We start from the raw sequence: 26,365 nt of genomic DNA on the forward strand, positions 1-26,365 counted from the left end.
GTCGGCGCACAGGTGCGACCATCCCAGCCGGCCGACCTGGCAGCAGCATTGGTCGCACAGGAGAGCCAGATCGTGCTGACTCGTCGTCGGTATGGGGACGGCCGTGCGAGCCGTCGCCAGGTTCTGCGCACTTTCCAGGGTCACCCGTCTGCTCGTTGTCCCTGGTCCGGTCGCGTGTGGCCGCTCCTGCGTGTGAGCCAGAGGGCTATCTATCCCTCGAACAGCGAAAAATCTGTACTGGCCGGAGTAGACATTGATGCGGCGCGTGGTTAGTGTTTCTCTCGTAACAAGCAGTCAGAGGGGCCCGCCAGACATGAACTGGCGGGTGAGATAAGACAGTTCGCGGTTCGGTGTGGTTGTGGAGTCTTGAAGCCAGGATTGGTGCAGTACGGCGACAGGACTGGCAGCCGTGCTCAGGCGGCCCGCAGTGATCAGGGGCCGCTGCCGGGCAGTATCGGATGAGCAGTGCCGCAGTGCGCAGGGCCGGCGCCGAGCAGGCGGGCGCGGGGTAGTGACGTAACAACGGTGCGGTTGTGGAGTTCCGAAGCCAGTGCAGGTGCAGGACGGTGACGGGGCTGGCGGCCGGGCCGGGTGGCCTGCGGTGATCAGGGGCCACCACTCAGCGGTACTGTCCGTGAATGGCAAGTGCCTTACCAGTAAGTGAAGTTGAGTCGCAGTCAGTGACTGTACGCAAGATCTCAGCAAAGGCGTCGGGCTGCGGGCGCGCGTGCTGGGAGAGTCGGGCAGTGGGGTTCCGAGCCAAGCAGATGAGCAGGACGGGCGACGGGGCTGGCTGCCGCACAGGTGGGCGATCTGGCCACCACGACAGCAGGACGAGTGCAGTTCGCAGTACCGAGCAGTACAGGTGTGAATCGCGGGACGCCACGCAGGCACCCGTCGGTGCACTACCCGCAGTTCGCATGATGTCCAGTGATCCAGAGGAAGAGACGGAGGGCGCAAACGCCATCAGGATCGCCCGGCCCGTGAGACAGGAAGTTTCGTCCGGGCGGACACCGCAGACCCCTCAAGGTACGAAGGATGGTGGTTTCCGGTCACGCATACGCGATCCCCGCAATCCTCCTCTCACGAGGAGTGGCGGACACAAGAACCGGCCCAGGGCCGGTAGATGGTGATGTTCCCCTTCGGGGCCCCGGAGCCACAGCGCACCGGGGCCCCTCCCCGTGTGCCGGACCCACGGGAGCCGGACGTCCCCATGCCCAGCAGATCCAGGACCAGCCTCGGAACGGGACTGCCGCGACCCGTGGTGAGTTCGGTGGGCCGCTGCCGCTGCCGCTGCCGCTCAGCCGGCCGGCCGAGCGCGTGCCAGGTGACCGCCGCCGAGGTGAGGAGCGCCGAAACGAGGCAGACCAGCGGCGCGACGCCCGGGGCCGCGGGCGTGGCCGCACCGCGCCGTACCGGCGCCGACCGAGGCAGAGGCATCGCTGTTCCTTCCCGCCGTGGCTCGGCGCCGGTCGCGCGGGGCTCTTCGACGGAGCCTCAGTCCGACCGCGCCACCGGACGCTGCGCCCTGGGACCGGACCTCCTGTCTGTCATGCGGGGCGCCTACCCGGTCACGGCGCGGCAGTCCCACAGCGGCGACGGTTTCGCGCCGGGACTTCCGCCGGTCACCGGCTGGTCGGGTTCCCGGGGCCGAGGATCGAAGGCCTTGACAGTCCAAGTGATTAGCCGCCATATTATCTGCATGACGAGGGACGGTATCGACGCCGAGGCACCCACGCTGGACCAGGCCAGGCGGCAGGTCGAGCACTACGGCCTGAAGGTCGATCCGCAGGCGGTACTGGTCGCGGTGCGGCTCATCTCGGCGGGTGCGAGGGTCGGCCGGGCGGCCGAGGTGCACTTTGCCAGGTTCGGGTTGTCGACGGGGCGCTACCGCCTGCTCGCGGACCTGGAGGGCCACGGCGGGGAGAAATCCCCCTCGCGCCTCGCGGCCGACCTCGATGTCTCCAGGGCCACGGTCACCGGCCTGCTGGACGGCCTTGAGCGGGAGGGCCTGATCGCCCGCCGTCCGTCCACGGAAGACGGCCGGGGCACGGTGGCCGTGCTCACCGCGCGGGGGGCGCAGCGCCTGCGCGACATGGCGTCCGAGCACTTCGGGCGGCTCGAAGCGATGGTGGAGGACCTCTCCGTCGAGGAGCGTGCGGTGTTCCTGGATCTGCTCGCCCGCGTCGTGCGCGGCAGTGCGGCCCTGGCCGCCGACTGATCCGGCTCCCGGCCGGTGTGGCCCCGCCCTCCGGGCAGGGCCCTTTTTACGCACCAATAGTTAGCCACCTAATTATGTCGACGGGCGGGGCGTCGCCGCCGCCACCCGTCGCTTCCTCGCCTCGACGAGAGGGGCCAGCATGCCCGCAACGAAGGACAGAACCAGCCGAAACCGGACAGCCGCCCGCCCGTTCATCCTGTGGCGCGAGGTGCTGACCGCGTACGCCGCCCCCGCGCTGATGGCCGGCACCGCCGGAGCCGTCACTGGGCAGCAGGACCTGGTGGTGGCCGCCAGCACCTCCATCGCCGGTACCTCCGCCGTGGTGGCGTACCTGGTGGGCACCTGGCTGCAGCGTGGTGGGCGGCCCCGACGGTGGACCACCAGCTCGCCGCAGATCGTCCTGACCGCCGTACTCGTGATCCCCGCCGTCGGCGCGGCGGCCCTGCTCGGATGGGCCGCCGCGCAGTGGCTGCCCGCTCACAGCCCGGTCCCCGCCGCCGCGTGGCCGGAACGCCTGCGCATCGACCTGCCCGTCTCCGCGGCCCTCGCCACCACCATCGTCACCCTGCGCTGGCGCAGCACCACTGCGGCATCCGCGACGTAGTCCTCGCCGGTACCTGGCCCACTCTCCACCCGACAAGTCGACCCCGGCAGTACCCGCCGCCGGGAAGCAGCCAAGGAAATGAGCACACGATGATCGTCGTCATGGGAGCGACCGGAGCAACCGGGAACGCCCTGCTCCGCAGCCTCCTCGCACTCGGTGCACCCGTCCGCGCGCTGACCCGTACTCCGCACCGGCCGATCCCCGGCACGGCCGGCGCAGACCGGCCACTCGTCGAGGTCCAGTACGCCGACGCCACCGATCCCCGCTCCCTGCGCACCGCGTTCAAGGGTGGCAGTCAGCTCTTCCTCGCCATGGCCAACAGTCCCGAACAGGCCGAACTCGAAACCCGCGTCATCGACATCGCCGCCGACGCCGGCATCGGACACATCGTCAAGATATCCGCACCGGCCGCCGAACCCGACTCCCCGGTGGTCATCTCCCGTGGACACCACGCCATCGAGGAGCACCTGCGCGCCAGCGGACTCACCCACACGGTCCTGCGCCCCTACGCGTTCATGCAGAACCTCCTGCGCCTGGCCCCGACAGTCGACCAGGGCGTGATCCTCGGCGCGATGGGGGACGCACCGTGCAACTACGTCGACTGCCGCGACATCGGCGATGTCGCCGCCGCCGCTCTCACCAGGCCCGACATCGCCGGAGGTACCTACGCCCTGACCGGACCCGAAGCCGTCTCCTACCCCGAACTGGCTTCTCGGCTGACCGCCATGACCGGCCATCAGATCCGCTACGTCGACCTCGCCCCCGACGAGCTGCGCGACAGCCTCATCCACAACGCCCGCATGCCCGCCTGGCTCGCCGAGCACGTGAAGGAGATCCAGCAACTCGCCATCGCCCGGCCCGAAACCCCCACCACCACCGTCGGCGAGATCCTCGGTCGCCCGCCCCGCACCCTCGACGCCTTCCTGCGCGAACACCACGCCTGGTTCCGCCGGTAGGGCGCTGCCTCGGGCTTCGTCACGACGCTGCGGACCGTCCGGCTCGGCCCGGGAGTGGAATTGCGTGACTGCCGGGCCGGCAGTGCCACCTCGCACCGGTGGGAGTGAGGATCGGATGGAGCCCGTACCGGTGTTCGCCGCAGACCGGCCAGACTCTCCGGATCGTGTCGGCAACGAAAGCCTGCACTGCGGCGGCCACCGTCACCATCGCCGCGTCCGGAATAAGGGTGCGGACCTGCTCGCCGTGGATCTCCACCTCGCCGGTGGGTTCGTACTCGCTGTCACGGTTCGAGAAGACCTTGAGTTCGCCGAGGTCGGTGGTGAGGTCTCCTGCCGCGTGAGCCTTCAGCAGATCCAGGGCCGCGTAGGCCAGTTGGATCCTCCTACTGAAGATCACTTCTGCGAGTCGGTGCGCCGGCAGCTGCCCGTTGCCGTCGAAGATCTCCTCGAACCACTGCTTCTCCTGCGGTGACAGCCAGGCGGGGTCTTTGTCGATTTCCGGGTCGGGCAGGGTCTCGGCAAGCCACTGGTTGAATGCCTCGTTCCGGGACGGGGTCACGTGTACTGCCTCCGTTGTCTGTGCGCGTGGGCCGCCTTGTCGGGTACCGAGGCGGCCCACGCCAGCGTGGGTCTGATCAGCTTTTCAGCTCAGCGCGCGCTGCCGATGGTGCGGTCGGCGTCGGAGCCCTGGAGCATGAGGGTCGTCTCCTCGATCCGGCGGAAGCGGCCGTCGGGGCCGAGGTCGGCGAACACGTACACCTCCATCCGCACGGTGGAGCCGTCCTTCTTGGTGATGTAGGCGGTGTGACGGTCGGCGTACTTGTCGCCGTCGTGGAGTTCTTCGTGGACCTCGACGCGGCCGTTGGCGACGACGGTGCGCAGGTGGGTGATGTGGTCGAGGAACTCGGCGCGGTCGGCCCACTCGCCGTCGGTGCGCTGGCGGTAGTCGGGGGTGAAGTGGCGGTCGGCGGCCTCGGGGACGGTGAAGTCGCGGTTGAAGAGGAGGTCGGTGAGAGCGGCCTCGATGCGGGTGCGGGGCATGAGAGATCCTTACAGTTCGGAGATGCGTGCGCTGCGCACGCAGTGCTCGAACCGTAGCACCACTGCGTGCGTCGCGCACGCTAAGCTGAGGGCATGAAGAACGAGGTGTGCAATGAGATCGCGGACGCCCTGGGGGTCCTGCTCCGGCGCACCACGCGCACGCAGCTGCACCGGCGTCTGACCGAGGGCATGGGCGACGAACTGGATGAGCTGACCTATCCCGTACTCAGCGCCCTGGCGCGCACCGGGCCGCGCAGCGCCGCCGACCTGGCCCCTGAAGTCGGCCTCGACCGCTCGGGCGTCACCCGGCGGGCCACCCGTCTGGAGAGCGCGGGCCTGGTCCGCCGCGAACCGGACCCCAAGGACCGGCGCGCACACCTGCTCGTCCTCACCGAAGAGGGCCAGCAGGCTGTGGTGCAGCTGCGCGAACGCCTGGCGGACCACATCGCCGCCGGCCTGGCCGCCTGGCCGCCCGGCGAGGCCGAGGCGTTCGCCCGCCAGCTGCGCCGCTTCACCACTGACGGTCCGTTCTCCATCTGACGGGCCCTCAGCTGGCTGGTCGGTCTGCGGATCGGCACCCATGTGCTGCTCGGCACCTGCAAGTACGCGGTGGTGTCGGCGCTCGGTCACGTCGTGTTCGCGCTGGTGATGGCGGCGGTGACCGTCGCCCTGCTGGTCTACGTGCAGCGCACCGCGCTCGCCGCTCTCGTTGCCGCCGGCAAGGTGACCGCCTGAGGAAGCCGCTGCGCAGGACGTCGCTCGGAGGCGGTACCGGCGCCGGCGCCGTTGGCGGGAGTGAAGGTTGACTCGGCCGTCATGGCGGCCGGTACGCCCGTCGCCGATCCGGCGGTGCAGGCCGAGATGGACACCCACTACCAGAGTGTCCGCCGGTTCCGGACGCCGAACGCGGCGGCCTACAAGGGGCTGGGCCGGACGTACGTCGAGGACCCGCAGTTCCGCTCGAACTACGACAAGATCGCCGACGGTCTTGCCGCCTATCAGCGCGACGCGATGGATGCCTACGCCGACACCCGCCTGAGCTGACGCCTGCGGTCCGCCGCCGAGGGCACCACTCTCGGCGGCACCTCCGCGACGGCACCGGGGCCTACCGTCAACTACGCTTCCTGGCTTCGTGACAAGGCACAATCCCAAGGGGCAGCACTGCTGCGGCCGAGTCGTCGACACCGGCACCCCCCACCCGCAGAATCGGCCGTTGCCTGCCACCACGCACGCCCCGGTGGCGTACCGTGACCGACGACGAAGTGAAGGGGATTCGTATGAGCGCCCAGCCCGACCGCCTTCCGGCCCCGCCGCCGCCTCCCGCCCCGGCTGCCGCCGCGCGACTGCTCGCCCGCATCCGGGCCGACCACGACACGGCCCGCGCCGCGCGGTGGGAGCCCGCGTTCCAGCGGGACTGGGCGGCGGCTGCGGAGAACTCGCGCGTCCTCTACGACCTGACGCCCCTTCACGAGGTGGTCCGCGTGTGGCAGGGCCGCCTGGACACCGCCCCGGCCGTCGACGCCTTCTTTGCCGCCGGCCTGGAGGACGAGGACGGCATCGATCCCGACGACATCATCGGATCACGCCTGTGACCACGCCGTGGCCGGCCCGGATGTCCGCGTCGGCCGCCAAGGTCCTCGCCGGTCTGCCGCGCCACGTCCAGGAGATGGTCCGCGACGTTCTGGACATCGCCTCCCGTACCCCGTGGGGCTGGCCGCAGTGGGACGCCACCGACCCGGACGGCCGGGACGTCCGCACCGCCGCCATCGGCCAGCTCACCGTGGTGTACCTGGTGAACCGTGCCACCCAGCGCCTGCTCGTCGTCGACATCGTCTGGTTCGGCTGACCGCCCGAAGCCCGGTCCGGCCTGGGCGGTGGAGCCCGTCGCACGGCTACCGGTCCAGGCCGATGTCCGTCCCGGACGGGCTGCGCCCGGCGGCAGCCCCGAGGCTCAGTCGAGGGTGACGACCATCTTGCCGAGCGCCTTCCCGGCCTCCATGGCCCGGTGGGCCTCGACGATCTCGTCGAACCGGAAGACGCGGGTTGGGCGGGCCCGGAGGGTACCGGTCGCGACCTTGGTGTAGATCGCGTCCAACGGCACGTCGGTGAGCGGGAATTCGGGGGAGCCGAGGACGAAGGCACTGCCGAAGAAGCTGAGCCGGACGCCGCTCGGGAGATCCGCGATCGGGTCGAAGTCCCGCACCGGCTCGAGGCCGCCCAGGAAGCCGAGTTGGCACACCCGGCCCCGGGGCCGGACCAGGGCGAGCGAGTCGCGCAGCACGCTGTTGCCGACGATGTCGAACACCGCGTCGACGCCTATCTCGCGTTCCCTGACCTGGGCAGCGAGCACGCCGTCGTCGATGAGTACGTCCTCGGCGCCGAGCTCCCTCAGCAGTGGTGCATGCGCCGGGTTGCGGGTGGTGGCGAGTACGGTCGCGCCGTGGTCGACCGCGAGGTTGACGGCGGCCTGGCCGAGTGAGGAGGTCGCGCCCCGGACCACGACTGTCTCGCCCGGGCGCAGGTCCAGACTGCCGAACAGGCCGCTCCACGCCGTCGCGTAGACCTCGGGCACCGCCGCCAGCTCGGCCCAGCCCAGCGAGGACCGCACCGCCACCACGTTGGTCGCGGGTACGGTCACCAGTTCCGCGTAGCTGCCGTTGCGGGTCCGGCCCATGCCGCCGAGGATCGCCACCACCCGGGTGCCGCACGGGAGTACGCCGGACGGGTCGGCCTCGACCACCCCGGCGCACTCGATCCCGGGGACGGCCGCCACCTCTCCCCAGGCCCCGGCGCGCATGTACGCCTCGGCGTGGTTGAGGCCGAACGCCTTGACGCGGATCAGCACCTCGCCCGCGGCCGGCACCGGGTCGGGCAGTTCGGTGCGGGTGAGCACCTCAGGGCCGCCGTGGGCGGAGATGACGATGGCCTGCATGGCGTGATTCCATTCTTGAGCATTCATTCAACTATGGGTGCGAAAAAAGAGCCACCGCGTACGGTGGCCCGGTCGACCGGCCCTCAGGCGAGAGCCGTGAACGCGTTGTCGACGATCGCCCGCAGGAGCGTCTCGTCGGGATTCGCCTTTCCGACGACCATCAGCCCCTGGCAGGTCGCGACCAGCAGTCTGGCGCTGCCGGCGCAGTCCAGTGAGGCGCGCACCTGGCCCCGGCGAGCCGCGTTCTCCAGTGCGTGGGTCATGCACCGTTCGAGCCGGGCCAGGTGGCCGCGGACAACGGCCGCCGCCTCGTCGTCCTCGGCGGCGTTCTCGATCGCCGTGTTGACGAGCAGGCAGCCTTGTCGGCCCTCCGGGCTGAGCAGGTCGCGCACCAGGCCGTCGAAGTAGCCGCGGATCTCGGCCACCGAGGCGACCGGCGCCTCCAGTTCCCCCAGCTTCTGCGGGACCACCAGCTTGGAGTACCGCTCCAGCGACTTGAGGAACAGTGCGTGCTTGCCGCCCGGGAAGGCGCTGTAGAGACTGCCCGGCTTTACCCCGGTCGCCTTCACCAGGTCCTCGATGGACGTGGCTCGGTACCCACGTTCCCAGAACCGCAGCATGGCCGCGTTGAGGACGGTGTCGGGCTCGAACTCCCGGGGTCTGGGCATGGGGAGAACATACATGAATGACCATTCAAGAACAACCACTCCTGCCTTGCCCGGGGTCCCGGTCCGGGCAGGCGCAGGTCTGCCGTGGCGCGAGCGGGGTATGCGCGCACCGAGAGTCGGAGTGCCGGGGAGAGGGCGGATCGATGGAGAACGAGTGCGGTCGAAGTGGTCGACGGGAGCTCAGTGGCCCAGCCGGTTTCAGCGCCCCGCGCCGACGGCACGGGCGCCGATATGCGGTTCCAGGCGCTGCGGGGGGACCGGTGCCACCAAGCCCAGGGCGGCGGTCGTACCGGTGAGGGTGGCCAGGCGGAGGAGCTGGGGGGAGGGGCTCTCCAGGTGGAAGATGCCGTCAGTGTCGCTGACGCGCCGACGGGCGCGGAGGAGTGCGCCGAGCCCCGCGCAGTCGCAGAAGGAGAGGGTGGTGACCTCGATGATCATGATGCGCGGGTGGCCGAGGAGGGCCGCCCGTACGGCGGCGTCGAGCTCGGGGACGGTGTCCAGGTCGAGCTCGCCGGACAGGTGTAGGTGGGCGACGGTCGCGTGCACGGTGACCGCTACGGTCAGCTGTGCGGACGGTGCCGGTTGTTCGGCCATACAGGCCTCCCTTCGCCGGGTGGCACGCATGGCGGCACCCGGGGCCGCGCGTTGCGACCCCCTCACCCTAGAGGCAACGTTTGCACTTCGACAACATTCCACGCCCGGCAACGATCGTCGGGTCGTTCGCCCAGGCGCTGCGCGGCGCTTATCCGCAGGTCAGGCCGTCCGCGCAGACGGCGTGGCGCCGGTTCCTCCCGCCGGGCGGCGGGCGGCGGCGGTCCGGAAGGCGTTCAACCCGGTGAGCAGTGCGCGACGGTCGGCCGTGGACATGTCCGCGAGCACCTCTGCGAGTGCCTGCTCCCGGCCGGCGCGCAGCTCGGCCAGGAAGGCCAGCCCGGCCGGCGTCAGGTGCAGCTCCAGCTCACGCCGACTGGTCGGGCTGGCCGTGCGCTGGACCAGCCCGACCGCCTCCAGGCGGTCGCACAGCCGGCTGACCGAGGACGGACGCGAATCCAGGGTCTCGGTGAGCGTACGGAGGTTGATGCCGTCGCTCTCCGCCAGCACGTAGAGCACGCGCAACTGGGACACGGACACCGGGGTGGCACCCATCTCGCGGCCGCCACCCCAGAGCACCTCCAGCAGTTCCACCATCGACGACACGGTGGCCGTGTCGTCGGCACGGTTCGGGAACGGGGAGACGGGATCCATGGGTCCATCCTGGCATCCCCCTCCCACCGCATGACAACCTGTCGGCCGAATCGGCCGACTGTGCAGAGGAGAAGGAGTACACAGGTGACGGTCAACCTGTCCGCCGTGGAGCGCGCGATGCGCACGGCCGCCCCGTACGCGCTGCTGGACGCCGTGCGCGAGAACCTCACCCGCCTGTACGGCGTACGGACGGTCGAACTGCTGCTGGCCGACTACAGCCTGACCGTGCTTCAGCAGGTCACCGACCTGCCGCACACCGCCGATCCGCTCCCCGTGCACACCAGTGCCCCCGGACGGGCCTTCGGGTCCCAGCAGCCCTTCACCGAAGCCGGTCCGGACGGCAGCCCGGCGGTGGTCCACCTGCCGGTGACCGTGCGCGGCGATCGCCTGGGCGTCCTCAGTCTCGCTGTGGAGGGTGTCGAGCTCGCGCCGGACCTGCAGGAGGAGTTCTCCGAGATCGCCGAGATGCTCGGCCACCACATCGTCGTGGCGGAGCGGGACACCGACCTCTACCTCCAGGCCCGCCGCAAGGACCGCCTCACCCTGGCCGCCGAGATGCAGTGGCAGCTGCTGCCGGCCCGCGCCTGCACGCGGGAGGAGTACGCCATCGGCGCGCAGCTCGAACCCGCCTACGCCATCCACGGCGACAACTTCGACTGGTCGGCCACCGAGGACCGGCTCACCCTGACCATCACCAACGGCATGGGGGAGGGCATCGACGCCTCGCTGCTCACCAACCTCGCCATCAACGCGCTGCGCAACGCGCGCCGCGCCGGCGTCGACATCGCCGACCAGGCCGCGCTGGCCGACCAGGCCGTGTACGGCCAGTACCGGGGCGAGGCCCACGTCTCCGTGCTGCTGCTGGAGTTCCACCTCGACACCGGCCTGGTCGAGATCGTCGACGCGGGGTCGCCGCAGCTGCTCCAGCTGCGGGACGGCAACGTCCGGCACGTGCCCTTCGAGGCGCAGCTGCCGCTCGGGCTGGCCGACGACACCCCGTACCGGGCGCAGCGGATCCGGGTGGAGCGAGGCGACCGGCTGATCTTCGTCAGCGACGGCGTGCACGCGGTCGCCTCGAAGGCCGGCGAGGCGTACGGCGCGGCGGCGCTGGCCCGCGCCATCCTGGCGACCCGGCTGCTCCCGGCGGCCGAGGTGCCCCGCGCGGTCCTGACCGAACTCGCCGACCACCGGGGCGACGAACCGCAGGACGACGCCCTCGTCGTCTGCCTCGACTGGAACGGCCGCCACCCGGCGCCGGCCGACGCCTCGCCCGCCTGATTCGGCCGTCGCGTCCCTTCCCGTACCGGCGGGCGGGCGGGTGGCTGCTGTGTGGCCCGGACGGCCGTCGTTCGGTACCAGGTCTCTTCTGCCAGTTGACGGGCCATCGGATCCACCGTTCGGTGCGACGAGGCGGTACGGGGCATAGAACCGCCGTACCGCCCCCCGGGCCCGCGTGCATCCCAGCCGACGTTGCTCAGAACCAGCTGGTGCACACCACGTCGGGCCGGCCGGCGACGCTGCCGCAGGCGCGCATGACCACGCCCGAGTCGCGCCACTGGACGGTGTGGACGTCCTGGCCGTCGGTGATGGTGGTGTGGCCCAACTGCGGCTCCCAGTGGGCGCCGCCGTCCGAGCTGCGGTCCACCCAGATGTGGTCGCCGGTGCCGCCGTGGCTGATCCGGCCCCACCCGCACTCGGTGGAGTCGCTGTAGCGCAGCTCGATCAGGCGGCCCTCCAGTTCGACCGACCGGCCCGACGGCGTACGGGCGTCCGAACCGGTGGGCTCGGTGCCGTCCGTACAGGTGGCCGCCGCCGCCGGGACGGTGCCCCCGGACGCACACTCGGGCACCGGGAGCACACCCGGCCCCTGGATGTAGATGTTGCTCACCCAGCCGTGGTAGTCCGGCAGGTAGGACCAGACGTCGTTGACGTAACCCTCGGCATCGACCACCCCGCCGTGGGCCTGGCAGGTGATCCGTACTGCGGTCGGGGCCGAGATGGTCGCCACGAGGTTCGCGGCGGTGGTGGCACCGCCACGGACGTTCACGTCGGAGCCCCAGGTGCTGAACTGGCCACCGCCGGGCGTGCCCGACAGGCCGCTGAGGTCCCGTCCCGTCCCGCACTCGGGGATGTCGGGCAGGACGGCCGGGCCCTGGAGGTAGATGTTGGTGATCCACCCCTGGTACTCGGGCAGGTACGACCACCAGTCGTTGGTCGTGCCCTCGGCGGTGATGCTGTCGCTGCGCCGCTGGCAGTTGACCTTCACCTGGGTCGGCCCTGGCAGGACGGCCACTACCCGCGACCCGTGCACCGGCTGCTCTCCGAGCCGGATCCAGGTGCCCCAGGTGCTGTGCGCCGCGCCGGACGCGCCCGGGTCCGGTCCGGGCTGGCCGACGGTGTCCGTGTTGATCCGGATCGCCATGACGAACTTGTCCGCGTTCAGCACCCTGGCGTGCAGCGGCGTACCCGACTGGGCGGCCTCGGCGATCCTGTCGCCGCCCAGTGAGAGGGCGACGTGCTCGATGGAGTTTCCGTACCAGTGCTTGTCGCCGAAGAACACGATGTCACCCGGCTCCAGCCCGCCGGGGCCGTAGATCACGGTGTTCTTGGCCGTTGGGGCGGTCAGCACCTTGACCTCGTTGCCGGTGGCGCCGCTGCCGACGATGTCGTAGCCCACGGCCTGCGACCAGACGTACCGCACGAACCCGGAGCAGTCGAAGCCCAGCACGGTGTCGTCGTGCCGGGACGCCTCGTCCTGGCCGTCGAAGTACCCGTACGTCTTGCCGGGCCTGGCGCCGTGGCCACCACCCCAGGTGTACATCGTCCCGGCGGCGACCTCCGCGCAGGCCGCCTTGACCGCGAGGTCCGCCAGCCGGTTCGGCGCCGCCGCGTACAGCTGGCACGGCACGTCGGCGGCGCGCGCCGGCGAAATCGTCGCGGTCATCGCGAATCCGGTGCACAGCAACAGGCCGAGAAGAAGACACAGCCTGTGGCGAAGTCCTCGCGCGAGTCTGCTCGGCAGTCCCATTCGCCCTCCCTTTCGATCGGAATGCCCCACGTGGCCGGACATGTGTCCGGGCGTCACGTGGCAGGCGGGAGCTTAGCCGGGCGATGTGTCGGTGTCCGGTCAGAGGGGCGGCGGCGCGAGGACGCCGCCCACGGGCGAACCCGGGGCGGCGTTCCGATTCGCGGCTCAGGCTTCGGCGACCAGGCGCAGGAGATCGCGCAGTGTCTCGGCCTGGGCGGTGCCGAGGGGCGCCAGGGGAGCGGTGGCGAAGGGTGTCCTGGTGCGCAGGTCGGCCGCGACGGCCAGGCCCTCGGGGGTGGCGGCGACCAGCTTGACCCGGCGGTCGGCCGGGTCCGGGCGGCGCTCGACCAGGCCGCGGGCGGCCAGCCGGTCGACGATCGCGGTCACGTTGGACGGCTCGGCGTGCAGGTAGTCGGCGATCCGGCGCGTCGGCACCGGGCTCTGTGCGGCCAGCAGGGCCTTGGCCTGGAGCGCGGTGAGCTCGTGGACGGCGGCGGCCGCCTCGGACTCGCGCGCGTAGCGGCGGCTGATCGCCGCGAAGAGCCCGGCGACCTCGGAGGTCAGGGAGTCCGGTGGGGTGGTCACAGGCGTCAGTCTACCGAGGTGCTTGACAGAGTGAAATATCTGCCCGCATAGTTATGGATAAAAGTAGTCATGGTTCATAACTAAAGGGGCTCACTCATGACCGCCAAGACCGTCCTGATCACCGGCACCTCCTCCGGCATCGGCCTCGCCACGGCCGTGGCCGCCGCCCGCAACGGCTGGCGGGTGCTGGCCACCATGCGCGACACCGACAAGGCCGGGGCGCTGCTCGCGGCGGCGGAGCAGGCGGGTGTCGAGCTGGAGGTCCGCGCGCTGGACGTGACCGACCCGGCCTCCGTCGCGGCCGCCTTCAGCGGCCTCGACCAGCTGGACGCGGTGGTCAACAACGCCGGCTCGGGTCACCTGGGCACGCTGGAGCAGGAGGGTGTGGGGGAGGTGCGGGCCGTGATGGAGGTCAACTTCTTCGGGGTGCTGCACGTCACGAAGGCCGCGCTGCCGCTGCTGCGGGCGAGCGGCGGTCGCGTGCTGACGGTGACCAGCGTCGGCGGTGTGGTGGGGCAGCCGTTCAACGAGGCGTACTGCGCGGCGAAGTTCGCGGCCGAGGGCTTCATGGAGTCGCTCGCGCCGGTGGCCGCCTCGACGGGCGTCGCGGTGGGCGTGGTGGAGCCGGGCGCGGTGGCGAGCGAGTTCGTCAGCAACGTTGGCGTGGCCGAGGGCGCGGTGACGCAGGCGGGCCCGTACGGCAAGGCGCTGGAGGCGTACCTGGAGCGGACGCGCGGCGCATTCGCCGCGGCGCAGAAGTCCGAGGAGGTCGGCGAGCAGATCGCGGGCCTGCTGGATGCGGCGGAGCTGCCGTTCCGGGTGCAGACCTCGGACGCGGCCCGGGCCTTCACGGCCATCAAGCTCGCGGATGCGGACGGCTCGGCGGTGCAGAAGGCGACCAGCGCCTGGATCGCCTGACCTCGTGGGGCTCACCTGCCGGAGCGCGGGGAACCGACCTCGGGGCGTGGGGCGGTGCGGGGACGGTTGACGCCGGTCGGGGGATGCGGTGCCATGGGTCTGAGTTCAAGGGGGTGCGTGGTGGCTGATGAGGATCGCGACGCGGAGAGCGGCGGCGGTGCGGGGGACGGTGATCGGCCGGATCGCCCACGCGGCCGGGACCTTCCAGGGTTCGAGGACAAGTTCGTGCTCTGGGTGATCGTGCTGATCGTGGTGGTCCTCTTCTTGGTCGGCCTCGTCTCGGGGGCGGACTCTGGCCCCGCCAACCAGGGCGGGTATACCGGCTGGCACTGACCGCTGCACTCGCCGATGGTGCAGCCGTCACCCGGAGCCGTCCCGGCCGGAGACGACCGCCGGGCGAGGACGGCCGCTGCCTCCTCGCCTGACCGCCGCGCCGCAAGCCGACAGCCGGCCGCGGCCTCCAGGATCTGACCCTGCGACTGCCCGGCTACGGCCACCGCGTTTTCTCCAGCGTCACCGGTCTTGCGCCTGCGTCGCTGCCCGAGCGTGCCGCAGTGACGGTTCGGTCCTCTCGCTCCAACCGGCTGGTGTGACCAGGCCTGCCGTACGCGGCGGTGCTGGCCGCACGGTGCGGCACACACCAAGGCTCCGTCCAGGGCGACGAGTCGAGGGGTTGGGCCTGCGCGCCGAGTGCGGGTCCGCCACCGCCGCGCGCGGGTCCAAGGGCACGTTCCCGGAAGTGGGGGAGGACGCACGCTGCACGGCAGCCGACATCGGGTCACGATCGGGTAACGGCGTGTCGGCTCTCTTGTCCGACGGATTGTTAGCGTTAACACTCTCCCGACGGCGACCGAGCCGTTCCCCTCCGCCCCGTACGCCCCTGGAGTCCCAGATGAGCGCAGCACCCCACCCGGCGCAGCCGTCACGTCGCACCATCCTCGGCCTGGCCGCCGCCACTCCGTTGGCGATGACCGGGATACTCAGCTTCGGCGCCGGCACCGCCCACGCGGCCGACTCGGCGTACGTGATGTGCTACTTCACCGAGTCGAACGACCTCGGCGCGGGCACCGACTACGGCCTCCACCTCGCGGTCAGCCGCGACGCGCTGGAGTGGACGCCGCTGAACCAGAACAACCCCGTCGCGATCCCCACGGCGGGCGCCCTCGGCCTGCGCGACCCGTTCATCCTGCGCAAGCAGGACGGCACCTTCGTCGTGCTCGCCACCGACCTCAAGGGCACCGACTGGAACTACAACAGCCAGTACATCCACGTCTGGGACTCGGTCGACCTGCGGACCTTCACCGGCTACCGGCGCCTCAAGCTGCACGACATGACCACCCACAGCTGGGCGCCCGAGTCGTACTGGGACGCGGGACGCGGCCAGTACGCGGTCCTCTACTCGGCGGTCAACTCCAGCGGCCACAACGTGATCATGGTGAACTACACCAGCGACTTCGTCACGGCCTCCGCCCCGCAGGTCTTCTTCGACCCGGGCTTCGACGCCATCGACGCCACCATGACCGTCGGCGTGGGCGGCGTCAACTACATGTACTTCAAGAACAACAGGGAGGGGAGGCTGTACGGCACCAGGTCCACGTCGCTCACCCCGGGAAGCTTCACCGTCTTCGGCACCCCGACCAACCACGGCGGCACCGAGGCCCCGACCGTCGTGAAGTCGCTGACCTCGAACACCTGGTACATGTGGGGCGACACCTACACCCCCAACGGCGTCTTCTACGCCTGGCAGACCTCCGACCTCGCGGCCGGCACCTGGACCGCCCTCGACCAGAGGACCTACACCCAGCCTCTCAACTCCAAGCACTGCGGCATCGCGACCATCACCGCAGCCGAGTACGACAACCTGCTCGCCAAGTGGGGCGCACCGGACTGGAACCGGCTCAAGTCCTACAACTTCCCGGACCGTTACGTCCGCCATGCCGACACCGTCGGGCGCATCGACCCGTACCCGTTCAACCCGTACGCCGACTCCCTGTGGAAGCTGGTGCCGGGCCTCGCCGACAGCTCTGCGGTGTCCTTCCAGTCCGTCAACAACCCCACCCGCTACCTGCGGCACTACAACTACGTGCTGCGACTCGACGTCAACGACGGCACGCCGACCTTCGCGGCGGACGCGACCTTCCACCGCACGGCCGGCCTGGCGGACTCCACCTGGTCCTCGTTCCGCTCGCACAACTTCCCGACCCGCTACCTGCGGCACTCCAACTACGTGCTGCGCATCGACCCGATCTCGACGGCCACCGACCGGCAGGACGCGACCTTCCGCGTCGGCTACTGATCGGCGCTGCTTGCGCCGTCCGGCCAAGTAACCCGCCGACGCCCTCGCACTCGGTGATCAGGAGGGCTGGACCCTGTCGAAGAGGGCGAGGGCTTCGGCGGGGTCCGGGCTCACGAGGCGTTCCAGGCCGGCCGTCGTGATCTTCGCCCACCTGCCGGCCCGGGCCCACATCCGTTCCTCGAAGGCCCGGACGGCCTCATCCAGATCGCCAGGGCCGGTGGCGATGGACTCGGCGAGTTCGGCGCCGTCCAGCATCGCGAGGTTCGCGCCCGCCCCCAACGGGGGCATCAGGTGGGCGGCGTCGCCCAGCAGCGTCACCCCGGGGACGTGGGTCCAGGTATGGGACACGGGCAGGACGTAGAGGGGGCGGTGGACGAAAGCGGCGCTGTGGCGGAGAAGGTCGAGCACGGGGGCGGCCCAGCCGTCGAACAGGGCGAGCAGACGCGCTCGCAGGGCCTCGGCGTCGGCCAGGTCCGCGTGCCAGTCCAGCGGCGCGCGGAACTTGGCGTAGACCTTGACGTGCCCGCCGCTGTTGCGCTGGGCGACGAGAGACCGGTTCACGCCGTACGCGGCCACCGAACCGTCGCCGATCAACCGGTCGAGGTCAGGGTGGCGGGTGTCGATCTCGTCCAGGGAGCTCTCGACCGAGGTGACGCCGGTGTAGTGCGGTGTCACCGACGAGACTGCCGGGCGGACCCGGGACCAGGCGCCGTCCGCGCCGACCACGAGGTCGAACGTCTCCTGTCGCCCGTCCGCGAAGTGGACCAGCACGCCGGCCGGGGTCCCCGTCACCACCCGCGTCACGCCCCGCCCCCACCGGACGCCGAGAGGGCCGAGCAGCAGGTCACGGAGTTGTCCCCGGTCGATCTCGGGATTGGCGCGGTCATCGGGACCGGGGTGCCAGTCGCGCAGGACGGTTCCGGCCGCGTCCAGGATGCGCATGGCCTGCCCCTCGGGGCGCGACAGCTCCTCGAACTCGGCCAGTAGCCCAGCCTTGTCCAGCGCGAGCTGGCCCAGCCCTTCGTGCAGGTCCAGTGCGCCGCCCGGAGGGCGTGCGTCGGGGCCGGGATCGCGCTCGAGGACGGTGACGGGGTGACCATGGCGGTGCAGGACGCGGGCGAAGGTGAGGCCGGCAGGGCCGCTCCCGACCACAGCGATGCGAGGGCTCATGGCGATACACCGTATTGGTTCGTGACGGTGTATGGCAACAGTACGATGTGGCCATGACTGTGTGGGACCGGCCCGAGCCGCCGACTCGCCCCGTGCCGCTTGACCGGGAGCGGATCGTCGCCGCTGCCGTCGCGCTGGCCGACGAAGGCGGGCTGGAGGCGGTGTCGGTGCGCAAGGTCGCCGCCCGGCTGGACGCCGGCCCGATGCGGCTGTACGGATACATCTCCACCAAGGAGGAGCTGTTCGACCTCATGGTGGACGAGGTCCACGCCGAGATCCTGCCCGAGGAGCAGGCCCGTGACTGGCGGGAGGCCCTGCGCCTCCTCGCCCACCGCACCAGGCAGACGGCTCTCCGTCACGAATGGCTGGCCGACCTGCTCGGCGGACGCCCGAGCCTGGGCCCGCACGGCCTCGCCGTAACCGAGGCCAGGCTGGCCGCCCTCGACGGCCTCGCCGACATCGACACCGTCCTGCGCGCCGTGGAGACCGTCGGCGCCTACGTCACGGGCGCGATCAGGCGCGAGATCGCGAACCTGCGGGCCGAGCGTGCCACGGGCCTGTCCAAGCACGACTGGCAGCGCGCCTCCGGACCGTACGTGACCACCATGCTGGCGACGGGCCGCTTCCCTGCGCTGACCAAGGCCGTGCACGACGGCACGGACGTGGACGCCGAAACGTCCTTCACGACCGGACTGGACTGGGTCCTCGACGCCGTGGCCGCCAAGCTCGCCCGGCCGCCGGTGTGACGCTCGGCTCCTGCCGGACGTGAGCGAGGCGGGCGCAGATGCCGATGAGCGCGCGGCTCAGCACAGGCTGCGTCCGGGGCGGTCGGACTGACCTTCCGTCAGTGCGCGGGCTGCGGGGGAGGGGTGGGGCTTCCGATTCTGGACAGCTCGGGGTCGGGGCGTCGACAATCCGACCATGACCGCTCCGGAGTTCCGCACCGCCCAACTGACGGCCAGGCCGTCGCAGGCCGACCGCGACCAGGTGCTTGACGTGCTCCGTGAGGGTGTCGGCAACGGGCAGCTCTCCCACGACACGTTCGTACGGCGGATGGAGCTGGTCCTCACCGCCAGGAGCCGGGCCGAACTGGCCACAGTGGTGGCCGACCTGCACTCGTACGGCCGGTTCGCCAGGGCGGTGTTGCGTGGGGTCGCCTGGGTGTCGGCGTTCAAGGTACGGATGGCGCGGACCTGGGAGACCGAGCAGCTGCCCGGTCTGCGGCTGCCGGGGCCGGGATCCGGGCGGCTGGTGATCGGCCGACAGACCGGTTCGGGCCTTCGGCTCGGCGACGCCTCGGTGTCGCGCTTCCACGCGGAGCTGCGCCGGGAGCCGGAGGGCTGGGTGCTCCAGGACCTCGGGTCCAGCAACGGGACGTACGTCAACGGGCTGCGGGTGGCGGGGGCCGTGCTGGTGCGGGCCGGCGACCAGGTGCGGTTCGGACGGCTGGCCTTCCAGCTGGTCGCGGACTGACGGACAGTCCGCCGCCTGGACCGTCGCAAGTCCGGGCGCCCAGCAGTCGGCCGGTATCAGCAGAGCTCTCCGCTGGATCCGGAGCCGCTGCGGCTGGACCAACTGGTCGACGCCGTCGTTGCCGACACCCCGGCCGAGGTCACGGTCGGTGTGGACGGTACGGTCGACGACGCCGGACCTGGTGTGCCGGCCGGGCGGACCCGGTCGCTGCTCGAACGCTTCCCCAGCGGCGCCGGCTCGACCGGCCTCGGGCTGTCCATCGCCGCCTGGGTGGCACACGCGCACGGCGGCTCGCTCACCGTGGCCACCAGCGCCCGCGGCGGGGCGCGCTTCCTGCTGCGCATCCCGGTGCAGAAGCGGCCTTGACGGCCGGCTCTCCCGAAGTGCCTCAACGAGCAAGGACCGCGCAACCCTGCGGCGCTGTCGCTCGCCCGAGAGCGTGGGTGTGGCGGGCGCGGCGGGGCGGAGGTCTACCGGGTGCGGCGCTACCGTCGTGAGGGTGACGGGAATCAATGCCGACCAGCGGTGGTCCGAGTCCATGCCGGCGGCCTACGAGCAGTACCTCGTGCCGGTGGTCTTCCGGCCGTTCGCCGAAGATCTGACAGCGAAGGCGGTGGCGCTCCAACCTCGGCGAATTCTCGAACTGGCAGCGGGTACAGGTGTGTTGACATCGAACCTGCTGACAGCGGTACCGTCGGCGGAAGTGACAGCTACCGATCTGAACGAGGCCATGGTCACCCTCGGGTCAACCCGGGCCCCCGGCGCGGTCTGGCAGCAGGCCGACGCGCAGCGGTTGCCGTTTCCGGATGGCGGCTTCGACCTGGTGGTCTGCCAGTTCGGCGTGATGTTCTTTCCCGACCGGGTCGCGGCCTTCACCGAGGTCCGGCGAGTACTGGCCCCTGGCGGCCGGTTCTTGTTCAACACCTGGGGCCCGCTCGAAATGCACGCCTTCGAAGTCGCGCTGCAGGCGGGGCTGGAACGGGCCTTTCCGGTCGACCCACCTCGGTTCTTCCCGACGGTCCCCCATGGCTACTCCGACTCCACTCTCGTGGCCGCTGATCTGACGGCCGCCGGGTTCGCCGTCGAGGAGGAGCAGGAGCTGACGCTTGAAGGCCGCGCCGCCTCGACGGCCGACCTCGCCATCGGGTACCTCACCGGAACACCGGTACGCGCGGCCGTTGAGGAGCGCGGCAACGGACCACAGGTCCGGGCCACGGTCATCGAGGAGATGACGGCCCGTCTGGGCCCCGGGCCGGTCACGGCCCCGATGACGGCGTACGTCTTCCGCGCCGCGCCCTGAACACCGGCCGCGTCCGCGCCGAGGGTGATCCTGCCGGTCGAGCGGGGCGCGCCCTTCCTCCCTTCGCCGTTCGGCGTGTGCTTCGGAGGGTGGTGAGGTGACGGGTCGTCTACCGGCCGTCGGAAGCGTCGAAGTCCGATGCGGGGTGAGGTTTCTGACGGATCATGGTAATTGCGTGCGCTCGGCACTGCTGGTGGCCGGGCGGGCGACCGTACCGTTCAGGTATGACGAACAGTGCTGCGGCTGCTCGCCCAGCACGTCGGCCGGGGCGACGGCCGCCGGGCGCTCCACCGGAGCTGCGGCAGAAGGGAGTTGGCCGCTGCCCTCGGCCGTCTGGGCTTCACCACTGGCGGCGTCGCCTCTCCCAGGTCGTACTGCACGACCGGACTGTCGCACCCGAGTACACCCCCGATGCTCGCCACCTTGCTTGCTGCCGGCCACCAGGCTGATTCATTCGTGGCAGCTGGCTTTCGATCTGGCCGGAGCTCCAGGGAACGGAACTGCGGGGTCAGGTTGATCTGGCTGCTCCATGGCCGCAGGCGCTCGGCGGCCTCGCCGTCAGCGGTGTTCGCATCCGCTCGCGTCCAGGCCCGCACAGTAACGCGCTTGATCAACAGCAAAAGTGACGGTCAATCAGGCAGACACCACCCCGGGCGGCGCGGCAGGATGGTGGTGCGGCGCGCGGCGGTGCCGGCCGGCGGCCGAGGGGGAGGGGACCATGAATCGGTTGCGCGTCACCGGGGTGACCTATCTCGGCGGGCATCCGCGACACCCGCGCCCGATCGAGGGGCTGCGGCTGGACGTCACCCTGGCGGGCCTGGCGGTGGGAGGGCCGCTGCGCAGTCTGCTCTCGGTGAGGTGGCCGTCGCTCGCCTGGCTGTACGTCCTGACAGTGGGGGATGTCGAGGGCAAGGCGCACAGCTTGCAGTTCGAGTTCCTCAACTTCCCTAACCTGACCCGCGCACGGCAGGCCGGCGACGCCGCAAGCGTGATCGGGCTGGGGATCGACGACGTCACCTGCTGGCTGCTCGTGCCACGGACGTCCGTCCCGGAGCTGAGGACGCGGCTGGCCTCCTGGACGCTCGGCGCGGCCGGCGCCCAGCAGCAGGCAGGCATGGGCGACGCGGACATGCCGGAACAGGTGGCTCTGCAGGCCATCGCGGTGTGGCGAGCGACCGACCTGGGCCGGCAGCCGCTGACCGACCGCAACACGCTCCATCACCGGCTCGCGGTCGCCGAGCAACACCGCCGCAGCGGCGACCTCCTCAGTGCACTGACGCTGCTCCAACAGCTTGCCGCCCAGGCGATCGAGACCTTCGGCGCAACGGACCGGGCCACCATCGTGGCACGCAACAACCTTGCCTTCGCCCTGGCCGTCGGCGGCTTCCGGCACGAGGCCATCGAGGCGTACTGGGAGATCCTCGACGACCTGGCGGCCTCCGGGATCGTCGACCAGACCAAGGCGGAGGCGTTCGCCCGTCAGAACCTGGCGCGACTGCACGACCCCCACTGGCAGCCCTGACAGTCCTCGCCCCATCGGGTTGCGACTTACTCAGGTTGAAGTCGTGACGTCAGCAGCCAGATTGGGGTGACGGTCAGTCCGGTCATGAGGTGGAGGCGGTACCGGATCTCCCGGAACCATAGCCTGACCGCCTGGGTTGGGCGGGGGTCATTCCCCCCAGTTGCATTTGGTCTGGAGTGCCTTGCCCGCGTCGTAGGGAACCATGTCGTAGTGCCAGGTCTCCAGGTCCCAGGTCTGGCCGCCCCAGTGGCCCCCGCTGGTGTTGGAGTAGGAGTACGACGCGTGGCAGTACAACTGCTCGTAGGTCGAGTGCATCTCGCCCTGCGTGGCGTGCGGGAACATGAGCGCGTTGGACCAGACCTGCTTCCAGTTGTCCGCCGAGTCGCTGGAAGCGGTGTCCGAGTGCGTGGTACTCGCGAACGCGGCGTCGGTCGGGGTTACGTGGGTGGAGCGCTTGTGCTGGTCCGCCAGGTTCATGTAGACCTCGGTCTTCTTCACCCACTTGGTGTTGGTGATGCCGCCGTAGCCGACGCATGCGGTGTGGCAGCTTTCGAAGGCGTTGGACTGGCCGCCGCTGTACAGGATGTAGCGGCCGGACTGGAAGTCCTGCCGTACGCCCGTGTTGTTGTCCTCGTCGCCTCCGACGTAGTCCGCCGGGTATTCGTCGGACGTCGGGTAGCCGTAGAAGCCGTTCTCGTACCCGTTCTGACCCCACCACCAGCCGGTGATGCCGTGGACGGCGTGGGCGCCGGTGTACAGGCTCCAGTAGACGGTGCCGCCCTGGAACTGCTGGCGTACGCCGTAGCCGTCGGGGTTCGTCATCTCGTCCGTGAGGGGGTAGCCCAGATAGCCGCGCTCCCAGCCCAGGTCGGCCCAGTGCTGCCGAATCGAGCCCCACACGGCGTGGGCGCCGGTGTCAGGCGTCCAGTAGATCGAGCCGTTGTCGAAGACCTGGAAGCGGCCGATGCCGTCGGGGGTGCCGAGTTCGTCGGTGGTGGGGCAGCCCAACGACCGTTGGACGCCGGGGGCCTGGGTGTACTCGGTCCAGATGGCGCCGTCCACGGAGTGGGACCCGCAGAAGACCTCGGCGGACGCGGGCGTGACGCCGACGGTCACCAGTGCGAGGGCGACAACGGGGGCTGCGAGAAGCGTTCCGAGACGTCCAAGGGAAGGATGCATGCCAACTTCCTGCCCCGGCCATGGGTATGCGAACCTTCTCCCGGCCGGAGGGTCGATGCGCATCACCACCTTCGAGTCGAGCTTCAACCAGACGACGTACGGCCCCTGTTCATCGGCCGCCACCCGCGAGCCGGGGTCCCGACGCGCAAATGATGGGCGACGTCTTCGGCGAGGACTGCTGACGGGGGGTCAGATCGCGAGTTCCGACTGGGCGGCTGTGCCGGGGAGCAGTGGGTGGCGGATATACCACTCAGTGGACAACAGTCGCTCCCGGACCTCGGGTGGGAACGCGGCGATTCGGCCTGGTGCCGCGCCCCGGTCGACTTCGCTGCGGTGGGCGAGGATGGCGGCCAGCTTCTGCCCCAGCCACGGCCGTACGTCCACGGTGGCGGTGACCAGTTCGTCCGGCACGGTGTACATCGCGTTGGCGCGCCGGCCGGCTCGGGCGAGGTGGTTGCCCATCGACGCGGCGGCAGAGTGCGGGTATGTCGCGAGGTAGAGGGCACTTGGCTGCCAGGGCGGGCCGGCTTCGGGGTAGAGCCGCTCCAGAGGGGCAGCGTGGAGGGCGAGGACGGTGATGCGGTGGGTGTGGGCGTGGTCGGGGTGGCCGGTCAGGCCGCCGTAGGCGTCGTGGGTGACAACGATGTCGGGGCGGAACTCGCGCAGGTGTCCGACCAGTGTTCCGACTGCTTCGTCGAGCGGGGCTTCGCACAACGGCGGGCGGCCCGGGGCCGATTCGGGTACGCCGCCGTCGGCGAAGCCGAGCAGTCGTGGCGGCCCGGCGCCGAGGATGCGCAGCGCCTCGGCCAGTTCGTCCGCGCGGGAGGTGTCGGCGGTCCAGGTCGCAGTCACCACCCCGGTGCGGGCGCCGGTGGCGGCGTGCCGGGCGAGTACTCCGCCGCAGGCGAGGGATTCGTCGTCGGGATGGGCGAAGACCGCGAGCAGGCTCGGCACGGGCACGGTGCAACCTCCGGTGGCGACAGGCACATGACCCAACCCTTCCCACGAAGGGGGAATCGGTCACCTCCGGCGATACCGCAGCGTTGGTCAGGGCGACCACCCTGGCACGGTTCAGTGGGCCGAACGGTGCGCCGAGCGTGGTCGGGTCGTTCACCCGGTGGGTTCAGTAGCCCTGAGGGTGCGGCGGCAGCCAGTCGGGGTGCCGGCTCTTGAGCTCATCGCGTCCCGTGGCGGACGCCGTGATGATGTCGATCCCGCCGTCGTAGGGGTGCACAAGCCAGTCGAGGCCCGGTGGCCCGAGGATCACCCCGACCGTGACTTCGTCGGCGATCGCGCGCAGCAGGGGATCCAGCACCTGCGGCTCGTTGGCCAGCCGCCCGGCGTACAGGTGTGTGTGAGCCGGAGGGCGGGGTCGATGCTCTCGTCCTCGATGATCGTGCGCCAGTGGATGCCGGGTGCGACGGTCTCCAGCTCGGGGCTGCGACCTACCGGTTCCGTGAGGAGCGGGTGCTGTCGCTGGAGAAGGAGACGGTACTCGGCTTCGCTGCCGGGGTAGCACTTCGAGCCCGGCAGGTGGTGGAACCGTACCCACGCTCCCTGAACGCCTCGGGAAGGAGCTGCCCGAACGGATGACACCGTTCCCAGCGGGCACGCCATGCGGCCGAAAGCGCCTCCGGATCGACCGGTCGCCTCAAGTCCGCTCCCACAGGTTCCCGCTCTCTCGTCCGCTTCGAGGTGACGTGGCGATCATGCTTCGATCGGCTGGCGACACAGTGCTCACGCATACCGTACGGGCGCACCAGTAGTGCGTCGGCCGGCATCTCGGCAAGGGCTGCGCGCAGACACCAGCGAGCGACGGATCGCCTGGGCGACGGCCAGGCCCTGAGGGTCAGCGGCGTGGTCGACTGGGTGGAGACATCCTGAGGGTCGGCCGATCTGGACGTGGCCCACTGTTCGACGGCACTGGCCCTGCTGCACGGCGCCCCACGGGCATGAGCCTCGCCGGCCGCCTTTTCGAAGCAGGTGGGACCCTGGCCGAAGATTTAGCCGCCCATCTCTACCGGCGGCTCCTGGACGCCCTGGCCTTCGCCCCGGACGCCGAGAACGTCGCCGTCCCCTGGCGCGAACTGGGCAGGGCCGACCTGACACCCACCGTGCTGACGAACAGACTTGAGCACTACATCCAGGCCCTGTTCGAGCGGTACGAGTGGATCAGACCTGGCGTGCGCCGACGTACTCGTGAACCTGTCACGCCGTCTCTTGTTCGTGACGAGCAGGCGAGGTCACCGCAGGCCTGCTGAGCCGTTCCTGATCCACCGTCGAACGAATCGCCCTGCGTTATCCCCGAAGGCGGAGTCGGTGAGCTCAGCTGCGGCCCGACCGAAGCTGTGGCTCGGCGTTACGTCCGTGATACCGGGGCTCGCCACGATGACGTCGGGGGTGCCGAGGCCGGCGGTCGTGCCGTTGGAGGCTGCGAATCCTCAGTTCGTCTGGTGAGTAACGGGAATGGAGTGGGACAGATCATGAGGAAGTTCTTCAAGCGCATCGCCATGAGCGCGGCGGTCACCGCGATGGCGGCGGGCGGTGTCGCGGTTATGCCGAGCGTGGCCGAGGCTGCCAGTTACAACGGCGCATGTGGCAGCGGGTACTCCGTCATCGACTCGCTGCCGTTGGCGGAGGGGACCGTATTCCTCACCTACAACAGCTCCAACGGCTACAACTGCGTGGTGACCGTCCGCAGCAACCCGAGCTCGTACCTGAAGTCGATGGACGCCGGCATCCGGCTCTCCGGCGGCTCCTGGATAGAGGACGGCGGCTTCTACACGACCTACGCCGGCCCGGTGCGCCTCTACGCGGCGCACTCGTGCATCGACTGGCAGGGCACCATCAACGGCGAGGTCAACTACCAGTACAACTCGCACTGCGGCTGACTAGGCCCGTGACCGCTTGCGGTAGCTGTCCGGATGTCCTGCCGGAGCAGGTGGCCGGGGCCTTCCGATTCCAGTCGCATGCCGAACCGCTGAACACTGATCGAGAGTTCAGCGGCGGTTCCGGAGCGGCCTCGTAGCCCGGCGGGTTTCTGCTGGTGCTCTGACCGGCAACGTTCGTTGGGTTGGCCGTGGCTGCGCGTGAACCGGTTGGAAGTGGATCGACATTCAGGACGTCGTCACCCGGCAGCCGCGAAGGCCGAGCCGAACCAGGAGGGGCAGGCCGCGACGGCTTGATCGACCGGTGCCCGCTCGGCCGGGGTGGCGCCGCCGAGTAGG

At 70.4% G+C, this 26,365-nt stretch carries 30 protein-coding genes and 1 pseudogene; 19 read left to right on the forward strand and 12 right to left on the reverse strand.

The genetic code is table 11. From position 1 onward, the window contains the following. The first annotated feature begins 1,702 nt into the window (after window positions 1–1,702). The 3 genes from ACKUU6_RS31070 (at window position 1,703) to ACKUU6_RS31080 (ending at window position 3,781) form a co-directional block, all read left to right on the forward strand. Window positions 1,703–2,221: a MarR family winged helix-turn-helix transcriptional regulator gene (locus ACKUU6_RS31070; protein WP_407991890.1), complete on the forward strand. Its 519-nt coding sequence runs from the start codon at window positions 1,703–1,705 to the stop codon at window positions 2,219–2,221. Between the two features lie 139 nt (window positions 2,222–2,360). Further along, a complete protein-coding gene (locus ACKUU6_RS31075; protein ID WP_407991891.1) occupies window positions 2,361–2,825 on the forward strand; it encodes a hypothetical protein in 465 nt (154 codons plus the stop codon). 89 nt (window positions 2,826–2,914) lie between these two features. Next, window positions 2,915–3,781, forward strand: a complete 867-nt coding sequence (locus ACKUU6_RS31080) for an SDR family oxidoreductase (protein ID WP_407991892.1) — start codon at window positions 2,915–2,917, stop codon at window positions 3,779–3,781. A gap of 19 nt (window positions 3,782–3,800) precedes the next feature. Here ACKUU6_RS31080 and ACKUU6_RS31085 read toward each other — a convergent pair whose 3' ends face one another. Next, window positions 3,801–4,400: a hypothetical protein gene (locus ACKUU6_RS31085; RefSeq protein WP_407991893.1), complete on the reverse strand. Its 600-nt coding sequence runs from the start codon at window positions 4,398–4,400 to the stop codon at window positions 3,801–3,803. 29 nt (window positions 4,401–4,429) lie between these two features. Then, a complete protein-coding gene (locus ACKUU6_RS31090) occupies window positions 4,430–4,822 on the reverse strand; it encodes a nuclear transport factor 2 family protein (RefSeq protein WP_407991894.1) in 393 nt (130 codons plus the stop codon). Between the two features lie 93 nt (window positions 4,823–4,915). Here ACKUU6_RS31090 and ACKUU6_RS31095 point away from each other — a divergent pair, with 93 nt between their 5' ends. The 5 genes from ACKUU6_RS31095 (at window position 4,916) to ACKUU6_RS31115 (ending at window position 6,668) form a co-directional block, all read left to right on the forward strand. After that, window positions 4,916–5,362: a MarR family winged helix-turn-helix transcriptional regulator gene (locus tag ACKUU6_RS31095; protein ID WP_407991895.1), complete on the forward strand. Its 447-nt coding sequence runs from the start codon at window positions 4,916–4,918 to the stop codon at window positions 5,360–5,362. Window positions 5,363–5,404: 42 nt separating this feature from the next. Beyond that, window positions 5,405–5,557, forward strand: a complete 153-nt coding sequence (locus tag ACKUU6_RS31100; RefSeq protein WP_407991896.1) for a hypothetical protein — start codon at window positions 5,405–5,407, stop codon at window positions 5,555–5,557. A 60-nt stretch (window positions 5,558–5,617) separates the two neighbouring features. Beyond that, entirely contained in the window at window positions 5,618–5,866 is a 249-nt protein-coding gene (locus tag ACKUU6_RS31105) for a TipAS antibiotic-recognition domain-containing protein (protein ID WP_407991897.1), read from the forward strand. A gap of 233 nt (window positions 5,867–6,099) precedes the next feature. Continuing rightward, a complete protein-coding gene (locus ACKUU6_RS31110) occupies window positions 6,100–6,414 on the forward strand; it encodes a DUF6247 family protein (RefSeq protein ID WP_407991898.1) in 315 nt (104 codons plus the stop codon). After that, entirely contained in the window at window positions 6,411–6,668 is a 258-nt protein-coding gene (locus ACKUU6_RS31115) for a hypothetical protein (protein WP_407991899.1), read from the forward strand. The genes ACKUU6_RS31110 and ACKUU6_RS31115 overlap by 4 nt, the downstream gene beginning before the upstream one ends. A gap of 105 nt (window positions 6,669–6,773) precedes the next feature. Here the strand turns inward: ACKUU6_RS31115 and ACKUU6_RS31120 are convergent, their stop codons facing one another. The 4 genes from ACKUU6_RS31120 to ACKUU6_RS31135 form a co-directional block, all read right to left on the reverse strand. Beyond that, on the reverse strand, window positions 6,774–7,754 hold the full coding sequence (locus tag ACKUU6_RS31120; RefSeq protein WP_407991900.1) for a zinc-binding dehydrogenase: 981 nt from the start codon (window positions 7,752–7,754) through the stop codon (window positions 6,774–6,776). An 83-nt stretch (window positions 7,755–7,837) separates the two neighbouring features. Then, window positions 7,838–8,422, reverse strand: a complete 585-nt coding sequence (locus ACKUU6_RS31125; protein WP_407991901.1) for a TetR/AcrR family transcriptional regulator — start codon at window positions 8,420–8,422, stop codon at window positions 7,838–7,840. Window positions 8,423–8,620: 198 nt separating this feature from the next. Further along, window positions 8,621–9,016, reverse strand: a complete 396-nt coding sequence (locus ACKUU6_RS31130; protein ID WP_407991902.1) for an STAS domain-containing protein — start codon at window positions 9,014–9,016, stop codon at window positions 8,621–8,623. Between the two features lie 159 nt (window positions 9,017–9,175). Beyond that, window positions 9,176–9,667 carry a MarR family transcriptional regulator gene (locus ACKUU6_RS31135; RefSeq protein WP_407991903.1) on the reverse strand — a complete coding sequence of 164 codons (492 nt, stop codon included), beginning with the start codon at window positions 9,665–9,667 and terminating at the stop codon, window positions 9,176–9,178. A gap of 117 nt (window positions 9,668–9,784) precedes the next feature. Between ACKUU6_RS31135 and ACKUU6_RS31140 the strand changes: the two genes are divergently transcribed. Next, window positions 9,785–10,945, forward strand: a complete 1,161-nt coding sequence (locus ACKUU6_RS31140) for a PP2C family protein-serine/threonine phosphatase (protein WP_407992291.1) — start codon at window positions 9,785–9,787, stop codon at window positions 10,943–10,945. A gap of 196 nt (window positions 10,946–11,141) precedes the next feature. Here the strand turns inward: ACKUU6_RS31140 and ACKUU6_RS31145 are convergent, their stop codons facing one another. Both ACKUU6_RS31145 and ACKUU6_RS31150 read right to left on the reverse strand, forming a co-directional pair. Further along, window positions 11,142–12,611, reverse strand: a complete 1,470-nt coding sequence (locus tag ACKUU6_RS31145; RefSeq protein ID WP_407991904.1) for an NlpC/P60 family protein — start codon at window positions 12,609–12,611, stop codon at window positions 11,142–11,144. A gap of 249 nt (window positions 12,612–12,860) precedes the next feature. After that, window positions 12,861–13,289: a MarR family winged helix-turn-helix transcriptional regulator gene (locus ACKUU6_RS31150; protein WP_407992292.1), complete on the reverse strand. Its 429-nt coding sequence runs from the start codon at window positions 13,287–13,289 to the stop codon at window positions 12,861–12,863. A gap of 87 nt (window positions 13,290–13,376) precedes the next feature. On the opposite strand from ACKUU6_RS31150, the gene ACKUU6_RS31155 reads away from it, so the two are divergent. The 3 genes from ACKUU6_RS31155 to ACKUU6_RS31165 all read left to right on the forward strand — a co-directional run bounded on the left by ACKUU6_RS31155 (window position 13,377) and on the right by ACKUU6_RS31165 (window position 16,494). Next, complete coding sequence (locus ACKUU6_RS31155) at window positions 13,377–14,198, forward strand: SDR family oxidoreductase (protein WP_407991905.1); 822 nt, start codon at window positions 13,377–13,379, stop codon at window positions 14,196–14,198. A 120-nt stretch (window positions 14,199–14,318) separates the two neighbouring features. Further along, window positions 14,319–14,531 carry a hypothetical protein gene (locus ACKUU6_RS31160; RefSeq protein WP_407991906.1) on the forward strand — a complete coding sequence of 71 codons (213 nt, stop codon included), beginning with the start codon at window positions 14,319–14,321 and terminating at the stop codon, window positions 14,529–14,531. A 559-nt stretch (window positions 14,532–15,090) separates the two neighbouring features. Further along, on the forward strand, window positions 15,091–16,494 hold the full coding sequence (locus ACKUU6_RS31165; protein WP_407991907.1) for a glycoside hydrolase family 43 protein: 1,404 nt from the start codon (window positions 15,091–15,093) through the stop codon (window positions 16,492–16,494). Window positions 16,495–16,551: 57 nt separating this feature from the next. Here the strand turns inward: ACKUU6_RS31165 and ACKUU6_RS31170 are convergent, their stop codons facing one another. Next, window positions 16,552–17,664 carry an FAD-dependent oxidoreductase gene (locus ACKUU6_RS31170; RefSeq protein WP_407991908.1) on the reverse strand — a complete coding sequence of 371 codons (1,113 nt, stop codon included), beginning with the start codon at window positions 17,662–17,664 and terminating at the stop codon, window positions 16,552–16,554. 53 nt (window positions 17,665–17,717) lie between these two features. On the opposite strand from ACKUU6_RS31170, the gene ACKUU6_RS31175 reads away from it, so the two are divergent. The 5 genes from ACKUU6_RS31175 (at window position 17,718) to ACKUU6_RS31195 (ending at window position 21,959) form a co-directional block, all read left to right on the forward strand. Next, window positions 17,718–18,410, forward strand: coding sequence for a TetR/AcrR family transcriptional regulator (locus tag ACKUU6_RS31175; protein WP_407991909.1), 693 nt, complete (start codon window positions 17,718–17,720; stop codon window positions 18,408–18,410). Between the two features lie 175 nt (window positions 18,411–18,585). Continuing rightward, a complete protein-coding gene (locus ACKUU6_RS31180; protein WP_407991910.1) occupies window positions 18,586–19,137 on the forward strand; it encodes an FHA domain-containing protein in 552 nt (183 codons plus the stop codon). A 150-nt stretch (window positions 19,138–19,287) separates the two neighbouring features. After that, window positions 19,288–19,503: an ATP-binding protein gene (locus ACKUU6_RS31185; RefSeq protein ID WP_407991911.1), complete on the forward strand. Its 216-nt coding sequence runs from the start codon at window positions 19,288–19,290 to the stop codon at window positions 19,501–19,503. Between the two features lie 172 nt (window positions 19,504–19,675). Next, window positions 19,676–20,437: a class I SAM-dependent methyltransferase gene (locus ACKUU6_RS31190; RefSeq protein WP_407991912.1), complete on the forward strand. Its 762-nt coding sequence runs from the start codon at window positions 19,676–19,678 to the stop codon at window positions 20,435–20,437. A gap of 718 nt (window positions 20,438–21,155) precedes the next feature. Beyond that, window positions 21,156–21,959: a tetratricopeptide repeat protein gene (locus tag ACKUU6_RS31195; RefSeq protein ID WP_407991913.1), complete on the forward strand. Its 804-nt coding sequence runs from the start codon at window positions 21,156–21,158 to the stop codon at window positions 21,957–21,959. 147 nt (window positions 21,960–22,106) lie between these two features. Here ACKUU6_RS31195 and ACKUU6_RS31200 read toward each other — a convergent pair whose 3' ends face one another. The 3 genes from ACKUU6_RS31200 to ACKUU6_RS31210 all read right to left on the reverse strand — a co-directional run bounded on the left by ACKUU6_RS31200 (window position 22,107) and on the right by ACKUU6_RS31210 (window position 24,453). Next, a complete protein-coding gene (locus ACKUU6_RS31200; protein WP_407991914.1) occupies window positions 22,107–23,138 on the reverse strand; it encodes an LGFP repeat-containing protein in 1,032 nt (343 codons plus the stop codon). Window positions 23,139–23,327: 189 nt separating this feature from the next. After that, entirely contained in the window at window positions 23,328–24,098 is a 771-nt protein-coding gene (locus ACKUU6_RS31205; protein ID WP_407991915.1) for a PIG-L family deacetylase, read from the reverse strand. Between the two features lie 163 nt (window positions 24,099–24,261). Beyond that, entirely contained in the window at window positions 24,262–24,453 is a 192-nt protein-coding gene (locus ACKUU6_RS31210) for a hypothetical protein (RefSeq protein ID WP_407991916.1), read from the reverse strand. A 512-nt stretch (window positions 24,454–24,965) separates the two neighbouring features. Between ACKUU6_RS31210 and ACKUU6_RS31215 the strand changes: the two are divergent. Beyond that, window positions 24,966–25,303: pseudogene (locus ACKUU6_RS31215) on the forward strand (aminoglycoside phosphotransferase family protein); the annotation flags it as partial. Window positions 25,304–25,621: 318 nt separating this feature from the next. Beyond that, on the forward strand, window positions 25,622–26,029 hold the full coding sequence (locus ACKUU6_RS31220; protein WP_407991917.1) for a spore-associated protein A: 408 nt from the start codon (window positions 25,622–25,624) through the stop codon (window positions 26,027–26,029). The last annotated feature ends 336 nt before the right edge of the window (window positions 26,030–26,365 follow it).

The organism is Kitasatospora sp. CMC57, assembly GCF_045866025.2.
Taxonomy (GTDB): domain Bacteria; phylum Actinomycetota; class Actinomycetes; order Streptomycetales; family Streptomycetaceae; genus Kitasatospora.